Origin of the sequence: Streptomyces sp. NPDC053431, assembly GCF_044544925.1 — a bacterium.
Taxonomy (GTDB): Bacteria; Actinomycetota; Actinomycetes; order Streptomycetales; family Streptomycetaceae; genus Streptomyces.
On the sequence record NZ_JBITXX010000006.1, the window covers coordinates 362,204 to 381,389 of the forward strand.

Sequence of the window (19,186 nt, forward strand, 5' to 3'; positions counted from 1 at the left end):
GCAGTGGCTGCATGTTAGTCGACCTCATCAGACGGCTCGCTGTGCGGAGTGGAGGGTTCGGCGCCCGATGTCCTGTCCCCGTTGAAGGCCTCCCACATCAGTCCCGGCTGGCGGGAGGCGCCGGACGTTCCCCGGGACACCGGGGCGGCGGGAGGAACGGGCGAGGTGCGGACGACCGGCGGCGGGACGGGCGACTCCCGGCGCCGGCGGGGGAGTCCGTTGACGGTCTTCGCGACCTCGACGGAACGCGCCGGGCCGTCGCTCACGACGGTCGGCACCGGCCGCGGGCGGATCGGTCCCCCGATGCCTCTCCGAGCGGGTTCCGGGGCTCTCACCACGGGCTGCTCCACCGTGGTGATCAGGCGCCGGGGCACGAGGACCACGGCCCGCACGCCTCCGTAGGCGGACGTACGCAGGTCCACCTCGCAGCCGTGCTCGCGCGCCAGCCTGCTCACGACCGGCAGGCCGAGCTGGGTCACCTCGCCGAGACCCGCCAGGAAGCGTCCCGACGACGCGTCCGCCATGATCCGGGCGATGCGCTGCCGGACCTCCTCGGTGAGCCCGACCCCCCGGTCCTCGATCTCGATCGCGATGCCGGACGGCACCTCGATCGCGCTCACCTCCACGGGGGTGTGCGGGGGCGAGAACGTCGTGGCGTTGTCGAGCAGTTCGGCGAGCAGGTGGATCAGCGGTTCGGCGCCGGGACCGATCACCGCCGCCTCCGTGACGGCCTGCAGCTTCACCCGCGGATAGTCCACGATGCGCGACATGGCCCCGCGCAGGACGTCGTAGAGCGGAATGGCCTTCGACCACTGCCGGCCGGGCCGGGCGTCGCCCAGGACCGCGATGCTGGCCGCGAGGCGGCCGATGAGCGCGTTGCGGTGGTCGATGTCCTGCAGGCCACGGGAGAGCACGAGGTCCGTGCCGTGGATGATCTGCATGGCGCGGAGGTCCTTCGCGAGCTGGTGCACGATCGCCTGGACCCTGCGCGCGACGGCCACGAGGGCCCTCTGGGAGGAGTCCCGCGTGTTCTCCTCGGCCTCGACGGCCTCCAGGAGCGTGCGCAGTGCCGCCCGGAGGGCGTCGGCGAACTCCTCGTCGAGATGCACTCCGAAGGAGACCGACTGCAGGATCTCGGACGCGGGGTCACCCTTCTGCAGCCGCGCGACCGCCGCGGGAAGGAGCGACTCGGCCATCCAGACGGTGGTGGTGCGCTGGTCGGCCAGGCGTCCGAGCAGCGCGGCCTCACGTTCCGCGTGGGCCTGGTGCGCCTGCGCCGCCGCCTGTGTGTGACGGGCCGCTTCCGCCGAACGGGACAGACGTACGGTCACCAGCGAGCCGAGGGCCGCGAGGGACACCGCGAGGAAGCCCCACCAGGCCAGCGACATCCGTATCTGCGCCTGCGAGACGATCAACCCTATGGCGAGGGCACAGGCCACGGCTCCCGGCGGGACGAGCCACACCGGGGCCGTCGCGTGCGGCCGGGCTCTGGAGGTTGAACCTGCACGAACCATGAAGGGTGTCCCTAAACAGTCTGGAATGAGCGGACTGAAGTAGTGCGCAGCGCCGAAGGAACATTATTTCGATCGAATGCGTAAGCATTCTCGAATGCGGCCGCCAGGAGGTCGTCTCCGTGCTTGGTCGCGGTGAGGCGCGGCGCAACACATGTGCGGAGCATAGTCAGTTGATGTTTCCCGTGTGACCTCGATGAAAGGAAGGTTTCCATCAATCAAATCGGCCCCATGAATGGGCAGATTCGTGCACTGAAAATGACATCGAATGATCGAATGTGGCGCTGTGTGCCTTGGGCGGGCGCTGTAAGTCAGGCGCGGCAGGTCGGGGACAGCACGTCGGGGGCGTCGCCGGACGGGGCCCCGGTGGTCACGGGCTCGGTGTGTGGCGGACGGCCAGGAGGGCCACGTCGTCCTCGTTGTCCGGGGGGCGGGCGCGGTCGAGCAGTTCGTCGGTGAAGGACTCGAGGGGGCGGTGGGCCAGTGAGGCGGCGTGGCGGCGGAGCCGGGTCAGACCTTCGTCCAGGCTGCGGCCCGGGGACTCGATGAGCCCGTCGGTGTAGAGGATCAGGGTCGACCCGGGCGGCAGTTCGGTCGTCGCGTCGGGGCGGTCCTGGTCGGGGACGACGCCGAGGAGTATTCCGTGACCGTCGGTCAGGTAGCGGGCGACGCCCTCGTGCGTGACCAGAAGGGGCGGCGGGTGGCCGGCGTTGGTCCAGGTCAGCACGCAGCGGCCGTCCCGACGCGTCATGCGCGCGAAGACCAGGGTGGCCAGGGAGACCTCCGCGACGTTCAGCGTGGCACGGTCGAGCCGTTCGACGATCTTGCTGGGCGGCCTCCCCTGGGACAGGGCGTAGGCGCGCAGCATGTTGCGCAGCTGGGCCATGCCGGCCGCGGCGTCCAGGTCGTGGCCGACCACGTCGCCGACGACGAGGGCGGTCGCGCCGTCCGTCAGGGTGAACGCGTCGTACCAGTCGCCGCCCACCTGGGAGGCGTCCGGCGCGGGCAGGTAGCGGGCGGTCATGGTGTGGCCGGGGGTGTACGGCAGTTTCGGCAGCAGGTGGCGCTGCATGGTCTCGGCGACCTTCCGCTGCCGCTGGTAGAGGCGCGCGTTCTCCAGGGCGAAGCTGGCCCGGCGGGCGATGTCCTCCAGCAGAACGGTGTCGGTCGTGGTGAACCGTTGGGGCTGGGCGGCGCGGCCCAGGGTCAGGGCGCCCAGCACCTGGTGCAGGCTGCGCAGCGGCACCACGATCGCCGAGTGCATGCCCGTCGCCTGGAACAGACGCCGCTGCTCGACCGCGACACCGGAGTCGGGCGGCCCCTGATAGGTCTCGGGGCCGGCGAAGGAGGAGGCGACCCCGCGCAGGGCACGGGACAGAGGCATCGAGGACTCCTGGGGCACCGGCGGCATCGGCCCCTGGAGGTCCTCCCGGAAGGCCACGCCGCCGTCCTCGGCGTGAGCGACGGCGAAGCGCCACACCTCGTCCCGCTCCCCGATCAGGTCGACGACGGCCCAGTCGGCGAGGCGGGGCACCACGAGACCGATCAGGCGGCGCAGGGCTTCGTGGATGTCGAGGGTGGAGGTGAGCAGGGTGGTCGTCTCGGCGAGCAGGGCGAGCCGCTCCAGCTCCGAGAGCCGGGCACCGGCCCGGGCCCGCCGGTCGGGGCTGCCGGGGGACCCGGTGGAGTGGAAGAGGACGAGCGTGGCGGAGGCCCCCGGGCCGATGCGGCAGGGGGTGGCCAGCCACGACACGGGCAGCAGCGTGCCGTCGCCCCGCTCCAGCCACTCGCCCTCGCCCTGCTCCGTGCCCCCGTCGAGGACGGTCTCCCGCATCCGGCACTGCGCTCGCGGCATGGGCGCCCCCGTTCTGGTGCGGTGCAGCAGGTCGTGGGCGTCCTGCCCGAGCAGCTCGGCGGACCGGCGGCCGAGCAGGTTCTCGCCGTGCCTGTTCACGGCGAGGATCAGGCCCTGCTCGTCCGCCAGGTAGGCACCTGAACCGAGCCTGTCGAGCGTGGCGGCCACGGCGTCGTGCGGACCGCTCGAGCCCGTCATGGCGCCTCCCGTCGTCGGAGCCTCCTGGGGGCTTTCCTCAGCTCCCGCGAGTGCCCCCTCGGCCCGGGATGATGCCCGGCGCCCGGCGGGGGACGGCGTCGTGCCACCTGCTGCCCCCACCGGCCGGCGAGTGAGCGGCGGGGCGCGGGGTAGGCGCGCCAGGACAGCGGGATGACGCACAGGAGGTTCTCCGGAGGTGCCGATGAAGAAATCCAAGATCGCCTACAAGCCGATCGGCCTCGTGCTCGGCACCACCGGCGGCATGCTCGCGGGGGTGGCCTTCAAGCAGGCGTGGAAGGTGATCGGGCACGAGAGCGACGCCCCCGACGCCATGGACGAGGACCGCACCTGGCGCGAGATCCTGCTCGCCGCAGCTGTACAGGGCGCGATCTTCGCCGTCGTCAAAGCCATGGTGCAGCGTGGTGGAGCCGTCACTACGCGGCGCCTGACGGGCACTTGGCCCGGTTGACGGGCGCCGTCCCGACAGGGCCGGCAGGCCGTTGGGGCTGTCAGGGCTGTCATCAGGGCCGTCAGGGCGGCGCCGACCCGGCACAGGGGCGGCGCCGCCCTTCGTTCGCGGCATTCCCCGTTCGTGGCACCCCTTCTCCGTTCGCGGCACCACGCTCGTATCCGACTCGGAGCCGGCGACCGAGCCCTGCCGTGCGGCGGCGGCCGAGAAGAACGCCCCGCCCGCCCCGCCGCCACAGCTGCGGCAGGTCCCGCCGTCACAGGTGCGGCAGGTCCCGCCGTCACAGGTGCGACAGGGCGAACGCGGACAGGAACCCGACCACGGTGACCAACCCGGTCAGCAGGTGCACCCTGCCGTAGGCCTCCGGGATCATCGTGTCGGCGATCATCGCCAGAATCGCGCCGGCGGCCACCGCCGTGATCACCGCCATCACCCGGTCGGACGCGCCGCCCAGCAGCACGTACCCGGCCAGCGCCGCCAGTCCGCTGAGGACGGCGATGCCTCCCCACAGCGTGAACACGTAGCGGCGGCTGCGCCCGGCCTCGCGCATCCCGGCCGAGCTGGCCAGTCCCTCGGGAAGGTTGCTGATGAACACCGCCCCCACCGTCGCCACCCCGAGCTGTCCGCCTCCCAGCAGACTGGTGCCGATGACCACGGATTCGGGGACGCCGTCCAGCAGCGCACCGAGCGCGATGGCGTTTCCCGACCCGGGCTCGTCGGCCTCGGACGGCTGCTGCCGCCCGGAACGCTTACGGTGCCGGGCGCCGTGCCGCGCCAACAGGGCGTTGGCTCCCGAGTACACGGCCGCCCCGAGGACCGAACCGACCACCACCGGCGGCATGCCCGAGCGCTCGTACGCCTCCGCGATCAGCTCGAACGACACCGCCGCCATCAGGACCCCGCTGCCGAAGGCCATGACCAGGGCGATCAGCCGTGGCGGGACCCGTACCGACGAACCGACGGCAGCCCCCACCAGCAGCGCCGCGCCCGCGAACAGCCCCCAACCACCCGCCGCCCATGCTCCTGCCACGGCAACTCCTATGCGTTCGTAGCGGGCGGGCGGAAGCACGCGACGACGTCCTTGCCGCGGGGGCAGGGGCGGGTCTCCCAGTCGTCGGCGAGGGCTCCGATCAGGAGCAGACCGCGTCCGCCGAGGGCTCCGTCGTCGGGGTGGCGCGGCTCGGGGACATGGGACGACGCGTCGTGCACGGTCACGTGCAGGCACTCCTCGTCCCACGTGAGGATGAGTTGCGCGTCGCTGTGGGCGTGGACGTGGGCGTTGGTCACCAGCTCGGAGACGGTCAGCACGACGGAATCCACCAGTTCCGGCGCCGTACGGTCCCAGCCGAGTGACGCCAAATGCCCGCGGGTCCAGTCCCGGGCCGTCTTCACGCCGCTGTCGACGGGCAGCCGTCGCGCCCATCCGACAGCTCTCAGTGAGGGATCTCGCGCCATGTCTCTCCTCCGACCGATCACATGCACGTCCCGCATGCAGGTCCCGTCTGCCCCCCGATCGGCGGAGGAACCCGGAAGTTCACGGTCCGGCCGCCCCGCCCGGGCGTGCCATCCTGGCCTCCCGATCCGCGCGGGAACCAGGTCACCCCGCGCGGACTGTACGGGATGTGGGATGTGAGGAGGGATCACGTGCCGCGGGTGGCGGGTCGACCACCGTGGCCCGCGCGGTGGTCCCCGTGGTCCGGTCGCATGTGAGGCGGAGGGGATATGAGTGGCGTGGTGGTCCATGTGCCGTCGGAAGGCGGTGCAGGGGGCGGCGCGGGCAGGGGAACGTCGTTCCGGCTGGGACCGGGAGAGGTGGTCCGGTTCGGGCGCGGGGGCGGCAAGGAGGCGGAAAGGGTCGAGCTGCGGTTCGACGATCCGGCGGTGTCACGGGTCGCGGGGGAGATCAGAGCGACCGACGACCACTGGCAGTTGACCAACTACAGCACCACCCACAGCTATCTCGTCGAGAATCCCGAGGGCGCCGGCGAGTATCTGCGGGTGGCGCCGCGCCGGATGGGCACGCCGGTCCCGTTCGAGTTCGCCCGCGTGGTGCTGCCGTCCCGCGGAGCCGGAGTGTCCTTCCAGGTCTACGCGCCCGACCACGTGTACGCCGATCCCTCGTCCCTGCACGAGGGACGCCGGGGGACCCGCACCCTCACCGCGTACTCCCTGGACGAGGCCGCGACCTACTTCCTGGTGCTCGTCGCCCTGTGCGAACCGCGGCTGCGGGACGAGTCGGCGGTCGGGGTACCGACCACTCCGCAGGTCGTGGAACGGCTCGCCGGACACCCGGCGTGCGGGGGACTGACCACCCGCGCGGTCACGGCGCACCTGGACTACCTCGCCGAGGAGAAGCTCCGGGTCCGGCTCCCGGACACCGCGTCCCGCCGCACCGGGAAGCGCGAGGCCGTGGTCGGCGTGGCGCTGCGGTTCGGTCTGGTCCGGGAGGAGCACCTGGCGCTGCTGCCGCGCCGCGGCAGGTCCTGCCCCGCCCCGGGAACGGCACGGTGAGCCACGACGGGTCGTCGGTGACGGTCCCTCGCGGCTACCGGGTGGGCTGCTGGGAGGTCACCGAGCTGCTCGGCCAGGGCGGTTGGGGCACGGTGTACGCGGCCCGCGCGGTCGGCCCGCCGGGCAGCCGTACGGACGACGTACCGGACGCCGTGGCGGCGCACGGCGCGCCGGACGACGTGGCGCTGAAGTTCCTGCCGACGGTCGGACTGGCTCCCCGGCAGGCCCGGGACCTGGTGGACAGCGCCCGCCGCGAGGCCGAACTCGGCCGCCTGGTACGCCATCCCCGCCTGGTGCGGATGCTGGACTCCGTCGTGATCCACGACCCGCGGCACCCCGCGTTGGACGGTGCCGTGGTGCTCGTCATGGAACGGGCCGAGTCCAGCCTCGCCGGCGTCCTCACCCGGGAGCGCACCGAGGCCGAGGCGGGGCGGCTGCTGGCCGAGATCTGCGAGGGGCTGGCCCAGCTCCACGCCATCGGCTGGGTGCACGGCGACCTCAAGCCCGGCAACGTCCTGGTGGCGCACGACGGTTCGGCGCGCCTGTCGGACTTCGGCCTCGCGGTGCAGCTGGACGGAACGCACGGCTACACCGCCCCCATGGGCACCCCGGACTGTCTGCCGCCCGAACGCTGGCGGGCACCGCTCGCCGAGCAGGGAGTGCGGGTGCGGCCGACCGCCGACATCTGGGCCTTCGGCATCCTGGTCCACCAGGTCTTCACCGGTGGCGCGTCACCCTTCGCCGGGGCCACACCGGCGGCCCGGGCCGCGGCCGTTCAGGAGTACGCGGAGGGCCGGGCCGCCCTCCGGCTCGACCCGGCGCTCCCCCCGTTCTGGCGGGAACTGGCCGCGGACTGCCTGTCCGCCACGCACGAGCAACGGCTGGCCCATCCGGCCGAGGCGCTCCTGGCGCGGATCCGCACGGAGCTCGACCGCCTTCCCGCCACCGGAGGGCGGCCCCGGCGGACGAAGACCGCCCGGCTCACCGCGGCCGCGCTGGCGCTCGCGGCGGTGTGCGGTGCACTGGGCGCCTGGCTGCTCCGTTCCGCGGACGAGCCGGGCGCGGCGCAGGACGGTGCCGGGCGGACGACGGCCCGGACCACGCCCTCCGCCACGTCCGCGCCGGTACGGGTGTACAACGCCGAGGCGCACTGCAGGGACCGCACCGACCGCGACCGTTTGTGCAGCCTCGGCCTCGCCATCGACCCCGCCAAGGCGTACACGCTGGACAACGTGGTCCCCACCCGGGTGTGGCACGGCGACGTCCTGCCCGCGTTCTGCCGCCTCCCTAACGGGGAGGCGATCACGGACGAGGCCGGGCGCCGGTCGGTCGACTGGTACCGGGTCCGGCTTCCGGGCCGCCCCGACCAGGGCGGCGGGGGAGAGGCATGGCTGCCGGCCGTACGGACGCAGGACCGCCCGTCGCTCCCGGACTGCCCGCCCCGCGCACCCACCACGACCGCGGTCCCCGCGGGGACGCGCTGAGGGGCCGCCGCGCCGGCAGGAACGCGAGCCGGCGGGCCCGCAGCGCCGGCAGGAACGCGCGCCGGCCGGCCTGCCGCGCCGCCCGGACCGGCAGTCCCGGGCGGTCCGGCGGTCCCGGGCGGTCCGGCGGTCAGCACAGGGGGATGTCGCGTCCGTCGTTGTCCTTCGCCTGGTCGTCGCCCCAGCGCTTCAGGTAGTACGCGGAGACGTACGTCCGCCCGCTGCCGCCCGGTTCGACCCGGTCGAGGTCGGTCAGCAGCCACCAGTGGTTGAAGGACCCGCCCACGCGCACCTCGTCCCCCCACTTCTTGCACAGCACGTAGCTGGTGCCCTGCAGCAGGGTGCCCTGCGGGGCGCACGCGGGGCGGGCGTCGCCCACGCAGTCGGTGGCGGCGTAACCGGTCGCGTCGGCGAACGTGTCCACCCAGTACCTGGCCGGCTGCGGAGTCTGCCCACCGCAGGCGTTGGTGCTGGTGACACGCGGAAAGGTGCTGCCGGGCGTGAGCCGGTACTCGGTGCCCTGGATGACCGGGTACACCATCTCGTCGGTCTCGCCGTCGTTGTCGCCGTTGCGGTCGAGCAGCTGCTCGTAGTGCAGGTGCGCGGACGTCGTGCCCTTGAGCCCGAGGCGCCCGAGCGGAGTGCCGGAGGCGACGCTCTGGCCGAGCCGTACGTCGATGCGGTCCATGTGCAGATAGACCGTGAACCAGCCGTCGCCGTGGTTGATCTCCAGGCCGCCGGGTTCGAAGAACTCGGTGACCGTACCGGCGGCGGAGGCGACCACCACGGCGCCGAGGGTGTCACCGCCGACCCGGTACATGTCGAGCTTCTTGTCGTCCGGGTCGTGGCCCGCGTACGTCTGCAACTGCCAGGTCTGGCCGCACGGGAAGGGCAGCCGGAAGTCGGGCCTCCCGACGGCCGCCCTCGCCGTTGCCGCTGTCGTCGCTGTCGTCGCTGTCGTCGCTGTCGTCGCAGTCGTTGCCGTCGCCGTTGTCGCGGTGCCGGGACCCGTCCGTCCCGGCCCGGCCTTCGCCGCGGCCGGTGCCGCGAGGGCGTGCGGGACGGCGGCCGGCAGCAGCAGTCCCACCAGCGCCGTGAGGAGGACGAACAGAGCGGCACCCGAGGAGCGGGCGCGGCGCCCTCCTGACGGACGGCGAACTCGCGGCTCCCTCTGGAACTGGGGCGGTTGACGGAATCGCACCTGGACATCGCCTCCTGGGGCATCGAACGGGACAGGGCCGGCACGCGACGGACGATCGGCGTCGGCCCCGCACCGCACAGGCCATCCCTACCGCCCGGGCCCCAGGGGGGTCTCTCCGTAACGTTACGGATGCCGGTGGCCGCTCCCTCCCGGATACGTTCCGGATCGTCGCCGTCGCGGCGGCGCCGCCGGTCCCGTCCGGGCCGGCCTCACCCCATCCGAACAGGGAGCACTCGTGCGTCTTGGCCTCTCCCGCAGCGCGCCCCGCACCGGGCCGCGTACCGGGCCCCGTGTCCCAGTCAGAGCCGGCCTCACGGCGTCGGCCGCGTTCCTGCTGCCGCTCGTCGCCGCGGCACCCGGCCACGCCGCTCCGGCCCCCGCGGCCGCCCCGGCGGCGCTCCCCACGGCCGCGGCCGGCTTCGCCGGCTCCTGCCCGGCGGCGGGAACGGTCACCCAGGGCTACAGCTCCACCCATGACGGCGTGGACATCGCGAACTCCCTGGGCACACCCATCTACGCCGTCGGCGCGGGCGAGGTCGTCAACTCCGGCCCGGCCCAGGGGTACGGGCAGTGGATCCGGATCCGCCACGAGGACGGCACCGTCACCGAGTACGGGCACATGTACCAGCGCGACGTCGCGGTCGGCCAGTGGGTGTCGGCCGGTCAGCGCATCGCGCTCATGGGCTCGGAGGGCGACTCGACCGGCGTCCACCTGCACCTGCGGGTGCGCACCTCGACGTCCACCACGGTCCGCGGCATCGACCCGGTCCCGTACCTGCGGGACCGCGGAGTCGGCCTGCCCTGCACGCCCGGCGGCGGCAGCGGCGGAGGCGGAGGCGGTACGACCGTGACCGCCTGGGCCACCGCGAACGTGCGCTCCTGCGCCACCACGTCCTGCGGAGTCGTCAGCTCGGTGCAGGCGAACGAGTCGTACCCGGCGAACTGCTGGACCAAGGGGCAGCTCGTCAACGCCGAGGGCTACTCGAACGACACGTGGGTCCAGCTCCCCCTGCGGGCCGGCGGCGTCGGCTACGTCAGCGCGATCTATCTCAAGGGCGACGAGACCGGCGGCGTCAGCCGCCCGTGCTGACCGGACGGGACGCACCGTGAACGGAACCCCGACACGCATCCCCGGACGGCGGGCACGCGGCGCCCTGCTCGCGTCACCGGCCGCACTGGCCGCGCTGCTGCTGGCGGGCTGCGCCGCTCCCCCCTCCGCGGCAAGCGGCTCCGAGGCCCCGCCGGCCACCGCCGCCCCGAAGGCGCCGCACGTGCCGCCCGCGGCACGGACCGCGGATCCGGACCCGGCCCTGACCCTGACGCTCACGAGGAGGGAACAGGAGCGGCTCCACCAGGCCGAACAGCGGCTCGTGGCCCGGTGCATGAGCGATCACGGCTTCGAGTACGCCGTCACCCCGCTCGGCCGTACCGACGACACCCCGTGGGCCGCCCCGTACGGCAGCGACGACGAGGCCCGCGCCCGTGAAGAGGGCTACGGACTCGCCGCCCTCCGCACCCGGGAAGCGGCCGACCGCCGGACGGAGGAACAGGCCCGCCGCACCGACCCCAACAACCGCTACGCCACCTCCCTTACGCCCGAGCGACGGCAGGCGTACGACACGGCGCTCTTCGGCACCCGCCGGAACGCGATCACCGTCCGGCTGCCGCGCCTTGGCACCTTGTTCACCAGCGCCGACGGCTGCCTGTCCGAGGCGCGCGGGACGCTCTACGGCGATCTCGCCGACTGGACCAGGGCCAAGGCGGTGGTCTCCCACCTGCGCACGCTCACGGCACCGGAACGCGAACGCGACCCGCGCTGGACCCGTGCCCTGGACGCCTGGCGGACCTGTATGCGGACGGCCGGATTCCCGTACCGCACACCCGACCAGGCCCGGCTGGCCTTGCGCGACAAGGACGGCGCGACCGAGCGCCGCACCGCCGTCGCGGACGCCCGCTGCAACCGCACCACGGCACTCGCCAGGACCGGCACGCGCACCGAGGAGGACCACGTCCGGGCCGCGGCCACCGGCCCGTACCGCGCCGAGACGGCCTACTACACCCGAGCGGTACGGCAGGCACTGGCCGGCCCGGCGGGAGGGCCGGACGCCTGAGCCACTCCACGGCACGCGCCCGCCCGCCGCCTCGACCCGTCACCGACCCATCCCGCTGATCCATCCCACCCACCCCACCTCTCTCACACGAAGGAGAACTCCCATGCGTAGGACCACCCGCTGGGCCACCGGTCTGCTCACCGCCGCGGCCGCGGTCGCCGCCTTCGCCGGTCCCGCCCACGCCGAGACGTCCTGGTACGACGGCGGGCAGCGCGGCGTGCCCACGGACTGCTGGAAGGGCCACCTCTGCGTCTGGAAGGACACCGACTTCCAGCTCGGCGGCTGGGGCATCGCCCGCTTCCAGTACTCCAACCCCAACTGGACGCAGACCCAGATGGCCTACATGAACGACAACGGCTCCTCCTGGTACAACAACGGCAACCCCGGCAGCTACTCCAGCGTCCGCGTCTACGAGCACGCCGACTACCAGGGCCAGTCCCTCTGCCTGGACGCCGGCTGGGGCGCGACCTGGGACAGCGACCTCAACGACAGGTCCAGCTCCAACCGGTGGTTCGACGGCAGCTGCTGACCGCGCGGCCACCGGGCCGGGCACGTAAGCTCCGAGGAGCGCACCGGTGGCCCGCCGCGCTCCTCGGAAATTTCGTTCAACTCGTTTGTGTGGGCCGCGCATCTCCGGGTAGGCGAGCAGCCATCGGACCACGAATCCGGGGTCGTGCTGAACGTGAAAGGGGAAAGGCGTGTCGGTAACCACGATGTCGGCCACAGGAGTTGAGGTCGGGACGGGGACGCTGCCGACGGTCCCGGACCCGCTGGCGGTGGCGCCGAAGGACGCCCGGGCTCTGTCGAAGGTCTTCTTCGAGGAGCTCGCGGTGCTCGAGGAGGGGACGCACGAGTACCAGTACGCGCGCAACACCCTCATCGAGATGAACATGAGCCTGGTCCGCTACGCGGCCGGGCGGTTCCGTCACCGCGCGGACGAGATGGAGGACATCGTCCAGGTCGGCATGATCGGCCTGATCAAGGCGATCGACCGCTTCGAGCTCTCGCGAGAGGTCGAGTTCACCACGTTCGCCGTGCCGTACATCGTCGGCGAGATCAAGCGCTTCTTCCGGGACACCTCCTGGGCGGTCCACGTCCCCCGCCGCCTGCAGGAGGCCCGGGTGGAACTCGCCAGGGCGACCGACGAGCTCAGCAGCCGCCTGGGGCGGATGCCGACGGTCAAGGAGCTGGCCGAGCTGATGAGCCTCACGGAGGAAGAGGTCACCGAGGCGCGGCTGGCCTCCAACGGCTACAACTCCTCGTCCCTCGACGCCGCGCTGAGCGGGGAGGGCGAGGACAACGACGCGTCCCTGGCCGACTTCATCGGCAGCGAGGACCCCGCCATGGAACTGGTGGAGGACTTCCACGCGCTGGCCCCCCTCATCGCCGACCTCGACGAGCGCGACCGTCGGATCATCCACCTGCGGTTCGTGGAAGAACTCACCCAGTCCCAGATCGGGGAACGCCTGGGCTGCTCCCAGATGCACGTCTCCCGCCTGCTCTCGCGCACCTTGAACCGCCTGCGCGAGCACCTGCTCACCACACGCTGATCCGGCCGCGCGCACTCCCCAGGGCACGCCCGTTGTACGTCTCCCGCGCCTGGATGTCGTCCCGACGCGGGAGACAACGCCCTGCCGCGGCGGCCGACGGCCGCCGACGACGCCCTGCGGACGCTGACGGCCCGCCGCCGACGGCCTGCGGACAAGCCCCGTAGCCGACGACGGCCCACCGAATACGACGCGCATTGTCGGCCCGAAACACGCCCCGTTCCCACCTCCGCGAATCTACGATCGTGGGCAGAGCGCCCCTCAGCCACGTCCGGCCCGCGGGCCGTATGACGTCTCACGGAGTATCCATGACCAGTGAACCTGTGCCGTTCGAGGTGTACGAGGCGGGCACCTACCTGCACGGGACGAAGGCGGACCTCGTCGCCGGGGACCTGCTGCGACCGGGCCACGCGTCCAACTTCGAGGAAGGGCGCGTGTCCCGCCACGTCTACGTCTCGCAGACCCTGGACGCCGCGGTCTGGGGCGCGGAGCTCGCCGCCGGCGACGGTCCGGGACGGATCTACGTGGTCGAGCCGACCGGAGAGCTGGAGGACGACCCGAACGTCACCGACAAGAAGTTCCCGGGCAATCCCACCTGCTCGTACCGCACGCGCGAGCCGGTGCGTGTCGTGTCGGAGCTCGAGGGATGGCTCGGGCACTCCCCGGAGCAGATCCAGGCCATGCTGGACGGCCTGGCGGAACTACGCCGCCGGGGCGTCGCGACGATCCTGGACTGACCCCGTCCGGCGTCCGGGCCGGGCGAGCCCCGGCGGTGAGGCAGACGATCGCGCTTGCAGGCGCGGCGAGCGGCCGGGCCGACGCCCGCGCGGGGTCCTGACGCACACTGGAGGGGTGCCCTGGACCCCACCGTGTGTCGGCGAGCTGAGGGAGCGGGCCGGTGAGGCGCTGCTGCACCGGGTCGCGGGTCCTACCGCGCACGAGAAACGCGCCCGCATCCACGGGACACCGGGTCCCCGCTGGTTCGGTCCGGACCGGCCGGTGCGGGTCGTGCACACGGACGCGGCGATGTACGTGGGCGGGCTCGCGGCGCTGCTGCTGCAGTCGCTGCACCCCGTCGCGATGGCGGCGGTCGCCGCGCACTCCGGGTTCGAGAGCGACCCCTGGGGGCGGCTCCAGCGCACCAGCACCTTCCTGGCGGCCACGACGTTCGGTACGGCGCAGGACGCGGAGCGCGCGGTGCTGCGGGTGCGCCGGGTGCACGACTCGGTGCGGGGACGGACACCGGAGGGTGTGCCGTACCGGGCCTCCGATCCGCATCTGCTCGCCTGGGTGCACGCGGCGGAGACCGCGTGTTTCCTGCGGGCCCACCAGCGGTACGGAAGGCGCCCGCTGGATCCGCGGGCGGCGGACGGGTACGTCGCGGACATGGCGGGCGTCGCGCGCCGGCTCGGAGTGCTGGACCCGCCGGAGGACACGGCGGGGCTCGCGGCGCGGCTCGCGGAGTACCGCCCGGAGCTGCGCGCCACCGAGCAGTCGCGTGCGGCGGCGCGCTACCTGCTGTCCCACCCTCCGCTGCCCTGGCCGGCGCGGCTGCCCTACGCGTTCCTGGCGGCCGCGGCCGTCGAACTGCTGCCGGCATGGGTCCGGGCCCGGCTCGAGCTGCCCTACGCCACGCGCCTCCTGCTGCCTCTCGCCCGCCCCGGCGGACACGCGGTCGTCGCGGCGATCCGCTGGATCATGCCCGCCTCACCACGACGGCCCCCCGACGCCGAACGGAGCCGCAGGCGACCTGCCCGGTAGTGGCCGTGTCGTACGGCATGGGGCATGGGCGCCACGGGCCTTGGGGCATGGGGCATGGGCCGTGAGGCGTGGGGCAGGGGAGTGAGCGTCGTGTGGTGGCGGCCGTGAGGGTGCCTGGGACGATGAAGGCGACAGGGAGTGCCGACGGGCGTGGTGGAAGGGGGCGCGGATGGCCGCTGCCGAGGGGTATCCGGCGCGCTCCGCCGCCGACGCCCGCACCCTGGCCGACATGGACGCGCGGCTGGTGCGGTGCCGGGCCTGTCCGCGTTTGGTGGCGTGGCGGGAGGAGACCGCCCTCGAGAAGCGGGCGGCGTTCCGGGACTGGGAGTACTGGGGCCGCCCCGTGCCCGGGTTCGGGCCCGCCGACGCCGCCCTGCTGATCACCGGCCTCGCGCCCGCCGCGCACGGCGCGAACCGGACCGGGCGGATGTTCACCGGAGACCGGGCCGGCGACCTGCTGTTCGCGACCCTCCACGAGCTGGGGCTGGCCTCCCGGGCGACCGTGACCGGCCCCGATGACGGGCTGGAGCTCTTCGGCGTGCGGGTCACCGCCCCCGTGCACTGCGCACCGCCCGACAACCGCCCCACCCCCGGCGAACGTGACACCTGCCGCCCCTGGCTGGCTCGCGAGGCGCGACTGCTGCGGCCGACCCTGCGCGCGGTCGTCGCCTTGGGCGGCTTCGGCTGGCAGGCCCTGATGGCGGCACTCGGCGAGGCCGGCTGGAGCGTGCCGCGGCCCCGGCCGGCGTTCGGCCACGGCGCACAGGCGCGCCTGACCCCGGTGGGGGAGACGGGCGGGTCGCTCGCCGTCTTCGGCTGCTACCACGTCAGCCAGCGCAACGTCTTCACCGGCAGGCTGACTCCGGACATGCTGCGCGAGGTCCTCGCCGATGCGGCGCACACCGCCGGTCTGCCCGTCGGGCGACCGGGCGGGTAGGGCCGGTAAGGCGGCTGGTGGAGCGGGTAGGCCCCGGTTGGGGTCGGTGGAGCGGGTAGGCCCCGGTTGGGGTCGGTGGAGCGGGTAGGCCCCGGTTGGGGTCGGTGGAGCGGGTAGGGCCGGTGGGGCGCCGGTAGGGCAGGTTCCCGGGCCGGTTTCTGTCCGCCACCCGCTACGCCGTGAAAGCGACCGCCGTCGACGCGTCGACGCGTCAACTCGGGGGGCGGCCCTGTGCTCAGGTCCAGGCGGCCCGGTGCTCATCCCGTCCGGTCATCGCCCTCCCGGTCGGACGCGGGCCAGAGGTACGGGAGGTCGTCCGGTACGTCGGGGAAACAGTGGCGGTAGAGCTCCGGGGCCTTGCGCAGCAGCGCGGACTGGTGGCTGCGGTGGAACGCGGGGTCACCGAGCCAGGGCGGCAGTTCGCCGACCTCCGCGAGCCCGCTCTGCTCGCGGACCGTCGCGGTAGGGCGCCAGGCCAGGTAGTCACTCATCAACGTGGTGGAGCAGGTGTCGGAGCGCCCCTCGGCGGTCCAGACGCCGCAGATGTCCAGACCGTAACGGACCAGGGCCTCCTCGTAGCCGGTCCACATCCGCACCGCGGGGTGGCGGCGCCACCCGTACGTCGGCACCGTCAGCGCCCGGAAGACCTGGAGCGCCTCGACCCGCTGCTTGCCCAGGCGCCTCGGGTCCAGGACGGCCGCGGAGGCGGCGAAGCCGGGATACGGCAGGAAGGTCTGCATGTACGTGCTTCCTCTTGGTGCGCGGGGGCGGGGGAGTCAGGAGCGCACGTGCGCGGACGGGCGGCAGTCAGGGGCGCACGTGCGGACGGTCGGCAGTCCGGGGGCGTACGTGCAGGGAGGGAGTCAGGGGCGGCTCGGTGGCGCGGGATCGCTGCCGTGCGTGCGCGCGAGGTGGTCCGTCTCGATCCGGCCGCCGTGACCGAGGAGACCCGTCTGTTCGAGGGGGGTGTCCGGAAGCCGGGACAACCGTCGGCGGGAGAGCAGGGTCACCGCGGGGGGGAACAGCGGGCGGGCCGCCTGGGCGAGCCGCAGCCAGGGCGGCGCGTACACGGTGGCGGACCGGCGGTCGACCCCCTGCGCGATCCACGACGCCACCTGGTCCACCGGATGGATCCGGCGGGCCGGCCGGGGCATCTGGGCCCGGAGGTCACGCAGCACCGGGTGGCGGTCGACGTCATGGATCATGCTGGTGTCGGTCCAGTGGAGGTAGGCCACACCGACGGCGACCCCGTACGGAGCCTGCTCGGCCCGCAGCGACCGCGCGAAGGACTCCGCCCCCGCCTTGGAGGCGCAGTACGCGCTCATCATGGGCGCGGCGCCGAAGGCCGCGGTGGACGCGATCTGCAGGAAGTACCCCCTCGTCCGGGTCAGCCCGGGCAGGAAGGACCGGGCCGTGATCGCACTCCCGACGAGGTTGACCTCGATCACCCGCCGCCAGGTCGCCGGATCCGAGGACGCGAAGGGGCCGCCCTCGGCGACACCGGCGTTGGCGACCACCACCGACGGAGGTCCAAGGGCACGTTCGGCCTCCCGGGCCGTCCGCTCCATCGCCCTGTCGTCGGTGACGTCCACCTCGTAGACGCCCGCCTCGGTCGGAAGGGTCGCCGCGACCTCGGCGAGGGTCGCCGCGTCCCGTCCGAGCAGCGCGACGCGCATGCCGCGGGCGGCGAGCTGGTGGGCCAGGCCGGCGCCCAGCCCGCGGGCGGCTCCGGTCACGACCGCGGTGCGGCCGTCGAGGGGACGGATGTCTGCCATGGCTCCTCCTGAGGGCCGGCTCCCCTTTCGCACGGCTTCCCCGTGCGCGGGACCGCGCGGCCACGCCGCGCTCCGGTCGTGGGCCGTCAGCGGGGGCGGGACGTGTGGTCGGGGTGGCCCGGGGTGCGCCGTCTCTCCTTGAGCCGGGCCTCGTACAGGTGGTTCCTGCCCTGGGCCAGATCCGAGACGGCGTGCCGTTCCAGCACCTTGAACGGTTCGTAGTACGTCCGGTCGTAGGCCTCGACGATCTGGAACGTCCAGTGTCCGGGGATCACGTTGCGCCCCAGGATGTCGGTCTGCACACGGTCCGCCCATTCGTCGTGACCGGCGTCGCGCAGCAGGCTCACCGCGCGGTCCAGCTCGAAGTCGGCCGTGCCCGTCAGCTGGTGGAAGGTGTAGAGCGCCCCGCGGGCCCGCTCGACCGTCTCCAGCGCCTTGGACAGGGAGCCCAGGGCGTCGATCGTGGCGTCGCTGACGCCAGGGGGCGGCCGGTGGGCGCCGTCGGGGCCCGGGGAGTCTGCGGGACCAGGGGGGTCTACCGGGCCCGGGGGCCCTGCGGGAGTTGCCACGTGCTGCGGGGCCCCGAAATGGGGCGCGGACTCGTCTTCGGGCCACATGGCACTCCTCTCCCCGTCGGACGGGCGCCTTCAAGCGCCCCTCGACCTGTCTTCCGCTGTTCGGCGGCCCCCGGATGCGCTCCGCGCGCCGCAAACGCGCCGAAGCGCTGCGGATGCGGGCCGTGAGGCCCGCCCCCAGGGTGGAGACCGTGCCCGTCCGAAGTCGCGTGCGGGCCGCAGGAGAGGAGCGGTCCGTGGCGAAGAGGAAGCGACCCGCGGGGAAGCAGGAGCTGTCGAAAGGCGACGAGGTCTCCTGGCGCAGTCATGGCAGCGAGACCGAGGGCACGGTGGAGCGGAAGATCACCGGACGGACCCACGCGGCCGGACGCACCGTCGACGCCTCGCCGGACGACCCCCAGTACGAGGTGCGCAGCGACAGGTCGGGGCGGACGGCCGTGCACAAGCCCGGAGCGCTGAAGAGGAAGCGGCAGCAAGGGAAGCAGTGAGCGGGGGCGGCCCCCCTGGCGAAGGCTCCGGGACGACCTCCCGTGCCGTCAGGGCCGGGTCGCCACGAACGTGTGGGTGATGCCCGTCTGCCAGCCCGGCTGGGGCAGGACGCGGACGTCGGCGAACCCGGCGCGGCGGAGCCGGTCGGCGAAGGCGCCGGCCGTGTCGAAGTCGAGCACGCTGCGGTACAGGTGCCGGTAGAGCGCCCCGTCGCCGTGGCGCCGGCCCCAGGGCAGCACCACGGTGCCCATGACCACCGACCACAGGGCACGGTCGACCGCGCGGCCACCGAGGGCGAACTCGTGGACGGCGAGCCGTCCGCCGGGGCGCAGGACGTCGCGCACCTGGCCGAGGACGGCGTCGGGATCCGCGACGTTGCGGAACAGGTAGGCGGCGAAGACCGCGTCGTACGGACCGGTGACACCGCTCCGGGCCATGCCCTCGACGGAAGCGTGGACGAACGTCACCCGGCCGGACCAGGCCTTGCTCCGAGCCCGCGCCAGCATGCCGGCCGAGGCGTCGACCGCGGTGACGGAGGCGAGCGGCGCGGCGCGCAGGAGGGCGGCGGTCGAGGCGCCCGTTCCGCAGCCCAGGTCGAGCACGCTCCGGCCCACGCCGAGACCGGGCAGGGCGAGGCGGCGGGCCGAGCGGCGCAGGTGCCGGTGGTAGCCGGGGCTGGCCGAGGTCATGCGGTCGTAGGTGCCGGACGCGTGGTCGAAGGCGCGGGCGAGTTCGGCGTCTCTCAGGAGAACCATGGCGGCG

General features: G+C 73.5%; 19 protein-coding genes and 1 pseudogene. 11 read left to right on the forward strand and 9 right to left on the reverse strand.

The features are described 5' to 3' along the window. Positions 1-14 precede the first annotated feature (14 nt). Both ACIGXE_RS18155 and ACIGXE_RS18160 read right to left on the reverse strand, forming a co-directional pair. Positions 15-1,439: an ATP-binding protein gene (locus ACIGXE_RS18155; RefSeq protein WP_399748432.1), complete on the reverse strand. Its 1,425-nt coding sequence runs from the start codon at positions 1,437-1,439 to the stop codon at positions 15-17. Positions 1,440-1,881: 442 nt separating this feature from the next. Further along, complete coding sequence (locus ACIGXE_RS18160; RefSeq protein ID WP_399748434.1) at positions 1,882-3,564, reverse strand: SpoIIE family protein phosphatase; 1,683 nt, start codon at positions 3,562-3,564, stop codon at positions 1,882-1,884. A gap of 202 nt (positions 3,565-3,766) precedes the next feature. Here ACIGXE_RS18160 and ACIGXE_RS18165 point away from each other — a divergent pair, with 202 nt between their 5' ends. Next, positions 3,767-4,033 (forward strand): DUF4235 domain-containing protein, encoded by a 267-nt coding sequence (locus ACIGXE_RS18165; protein ID WP_399748436.1) that lies wholly within the window; start codon positions 3,767-3,769, stop codon positions 4,031-4,033. A 280-nt stretch (positions 4,034-4,313) separates the two neighbouring features. Here the strand turns inward: ACIGXE_RS18165 and ACIGXE_RS18170 are convergent, their stop codons facing one another. Next, positions 4,314-5,063, reverse strand: a complete 750-nt coding sequence (locus tag ACIGXE_RS18170) for a ZIP family metal transporter (RefSeq protein WP_399748438.1) — start codon at positions 5,061-5,063, stop codon at positions 4,314-4,316. A gap of 20 nt (positions 5,064-5,083) precedes the next feature. After that, positions 5,084-5,488, reverse strand: a pseudogene (locus ACIGXE_RS18175) (ATP-binding protein); the annotation flags it as partial. A 267-nt stretch (positions 5,489-5,755) separates the two neighbouring features. Between ACIGXE_RS18175 and ACIGXE_RS18180 the strand changes: the two are divergent. Beyond that, positions 5,756-6,544, forward strand: coding sequence for a serine/threonine protein kinase (locus tag ACIGXE_RS18180; protein ID WP_399748440.1), 789 nt, complete (start codon positions 5,756-5,758; stop codon positions 6,542-6,544). After that, entirely contained in the window at positions 6,541-8,028 is a 1,488-nt protein-coding gene (locus tag ACIGXE_RS18185; protein WP_399748442.1) for a serine/threonine-protein kinase, read from the forward strand. Before ACIGXE_RS18180 ends, ACIGXE_RS18185 begins: the two co-directional genes overlap by 4 nt. A 130-nt stretch (positions 8,029-8,158) precedes the next feature. Here the strand turns inward: ACIGXE_RS18185 and ACIGXE_RS18190 are convergent, their stop codons facing one another. Further along, on the reverse strand, positions 8,159-8,893 hold the full coding sequence (locus ACIGXE_RS18190; RefSeq protein WP_399748444.1) for a M23 family metallopeptidase: 735 nt from the start codon (positions 8,891-8,893) through the stop codon (positions 8,159-8,161). Positions 8,894-9,464: 571 nt separating this feature from the next. Here ACIGXE_RS18190 and ACIGXE_RS18195 point away from each other — a divergent pair. From ACIGXE_RS18195 to ACIGXE_RS18225, 7 genes are all read left to right on the forward strand, one after another. Further along, positions 9,465-10,319, forward strand: coding sequence for a peptidoglycan DD-metalloendopeptidase family protein (locus ACIGXE_RS18195; protein WP_399748446.1), 855 nt, complete (start codon positions 9,465-9,467; stop codon positions 10,317-10,319). A gap of 16 nt (positions 10,320-10,335) precedes the next feature. Beyond that, complete coding sequence (locus ACIGXE_RS18200; protein ID WP_399748448.1) at positions 10,336-11,340, forward strand: hypothetical protein; 1,005 nt, start codon at positions 10,336-10,338, stop codon at positions 11,338-11,340. Between the two features lie 103 nt (positions 11,341-11,443). Beyond that, on the forward strand, positions 11,444-11,869 hold the full coding sequence (locus ACIGXE_RS18205) for a peptidase inhibitor family I36 protein (RefSeq protein ID WP_399748450.1): 426 nt from the start codon (positions 11,444-11,446) through the stop codon (positions 11,867-11,869). Between the two features lie 169 nt (positions 11,870-12,038). Beyond that, a complete protein-coding gene (locus ACIGXE_RS18210) occupies positions 12,039-12,890 on the forward strand; it encodes an RNA polymerase sigma factor SigF (protein ID WP_399748452.1) in 852 nt (283 codons plus the stop codon). Positions 12,891-13,195: 305 nt separating this feature from the next. After that, complete coding sequence (gene arr, locus ACIGXE_RS18215) at positions 13,196-13,624, forward strand: NAD(+)--rifampin ADP-ribosyltransferase (RefSeq protein WP_399748454.1); 429 nt, start codon at positions 13,196-13,198, stop codon at positions 13,622-13,624. A 115-nt stretch (positions 13,625-13,739) separates the two neighbouring features. After that, positions 13,740-14,648 carry an oxygenase MpaB family protein gene (locus tag ACIGXE_RS18220; RefSeq protein ID WP_399748456.1) on the forward strand — a complete coding sequence of 303 codons (909 nt, stop codon included), beginning with the start codon at positions 13,740-13,742 and terminating at the stop codon, positions 14,646-14,648. A gap of 169 nt (positions 14,649-14,817) precedes the next feature. Continuing rightward, positions 14,818-15,585 carry a uracil-DNA glycosylase gene (locus ACIGXE_RS18225; protein ID WP_399748458.1) on the forward strand — a complete coding sequence of 256 codons (768 nt, stop codon included), beginning with the start codon at positions 14,818-14,820 and terminating at the stop codon, positions 15,583-15,585. 257 nt (positions 15,586-15,842) lie between these two features. On the opposite strand, the gene ACIGXE_RS18230 is transcribed toward ACIGXE_RS18225, so the two are convergent. The 3 genes from ACIGXE_RS18230 to ACIGXE_RS18240 all read right to left on the reverse strand — a co-directional run bounded on the left by ACIGXE_RS18230 (position 15,843) and on the right by ACIGXE_RS18240 (position 17,929). Then, a complete protein-coding gene (locus ACIGXE_RS18230) occupies positions 15,843-16,325 on the reverse strand; it encodes an MSMEG_6728 family protein (RefSeq protein ID WP_399748460.1) in 483 nt (160 codons plus the stop codon). A gap of 123 nt (positions 16,326-16,448) precedes the next feature. Further along, on the reverse strand, positions 16,449-17,360 hold the full coding sequence (locus tag ACIGXE_RS18235) for an SDR family oxidoreductase (protein WP_399748462.1): 912 nt from the start codon (positions 17,358-17,360) through the stop codon (positions 16,449-16,451). An 86-nt stretch (positions 17,361-17,446) separates the two neighbouring features. Further along, positions 17,447-17,929, reverse strand: coding sequence for a hypothetical protein (locus tag ACIGXE_RS18240; protein WP_399748464.1), 483 nt, complete (start codon positions 17,927-17,929; stop codon positions 17,447-17,449). 242 nt (positions 17,930-18,171) lie between these two features. On the opposite strand from ACIGXE_RS18240, the gene ACIGXE_RS18245 reads away from it, so the two are divergent. After that, positions 18,172-18,423: a DUF2945 domain-containing protein gene (locus ACIGXE_RS18245; protein WP_399748466.1), complete on the forward strand. Its 252-nt coding sequence runs from the start codon at positions 18,172-18,174 to the stop codon at positions 18,421-18,423. 48 nt (positions 18,424-18,471) lie between these two features. On the opposite strand, the gene ACIGXE_RS18250 is transcribed toward ACIGXE_RS18245, so the two are convergent. Further along, positions 18,472-19,179, reverse strand: coding sequence for a methyltransferase domain-containing protein (locus ACIGXE_RS18250; RefSeq protein WP_399748469.1), 708 nt, complete (start codon positions 19,177-19,179; stop codon positions 18,472-18,474). Positions 19,180-19,186 lie beyond the last annotated feature (7 nt).

Excerpts from the sequence above, each read along its gene's own strand:
- ACIGXE_RS18250 (WP_399748469.1), bottom strand. The coding sequence starts at position 19,179 with ATGGTTCTCCTGAGAGACGCCGAACTCGCCCGCGCCTTCGACCACGCG.
- ACIGXE_RS18230 (WP_399748460.1), bottom strand. The coding sequence starts at position 16,325 with ATGCAGACCTTCCTGCCGTATCCCGGCTTCGCCGCCTCCGCGGCCGTC.
- arr (WP_399748454.1), top strand. The coding sequence starts at position 13,196 with ATGACCAGTGAACCTGTGCCGTTCGAGGTGTACGAGGCGGGCACCTAC.
- ACIGXE_RS18235 (WP_399748462.1), bottom strand. The coding sequence starts at position 17,360 with ATGGCAGACATCCGTCCCCTCGACGGCCGCACCGCGGTCGTGACCGGA.
- ACIGXE_RS18160 (WP_399748434.1), bottom strand. The coding sequence starts at position 3,564 with ATGACGGGCTCGAGCGGTCCGCACGACGCCGTGGCCGCCACGCTCGAC.
- ACIGXE_RS18180 (WP_399748440.1), top strand. The coding sequence starts at position 5,756 with ATGAGTGGCGTGGTGGTCCATGTGCCGTCGGAAGGCGGTGCAGGGGGC.
- ACIGXE_RS18165 (WP_399748436.1), top strand. The coding sequence starts at position 3,767 with ATGAAGAAATCCAAGATCGCCTACAAGCCGATCGGCCTCGTGCTCGGC.
- ACIGXE_RS18205 (WP_399748450.1), top strand. The coding sequence starts at position 11,444 with ATGCGTAGGACCACCCGCTGGGCCACCGGTCTGCTCACCGCCGCGGCC.
- ACIGXE_RS18225 (WP_399748458.1), top strand. The coding sequence starts at position 14,818 with ATGGCCGCTGCCGAGGGGTATCCGGCGCGCTCCGCCGCCGACGCCCGC.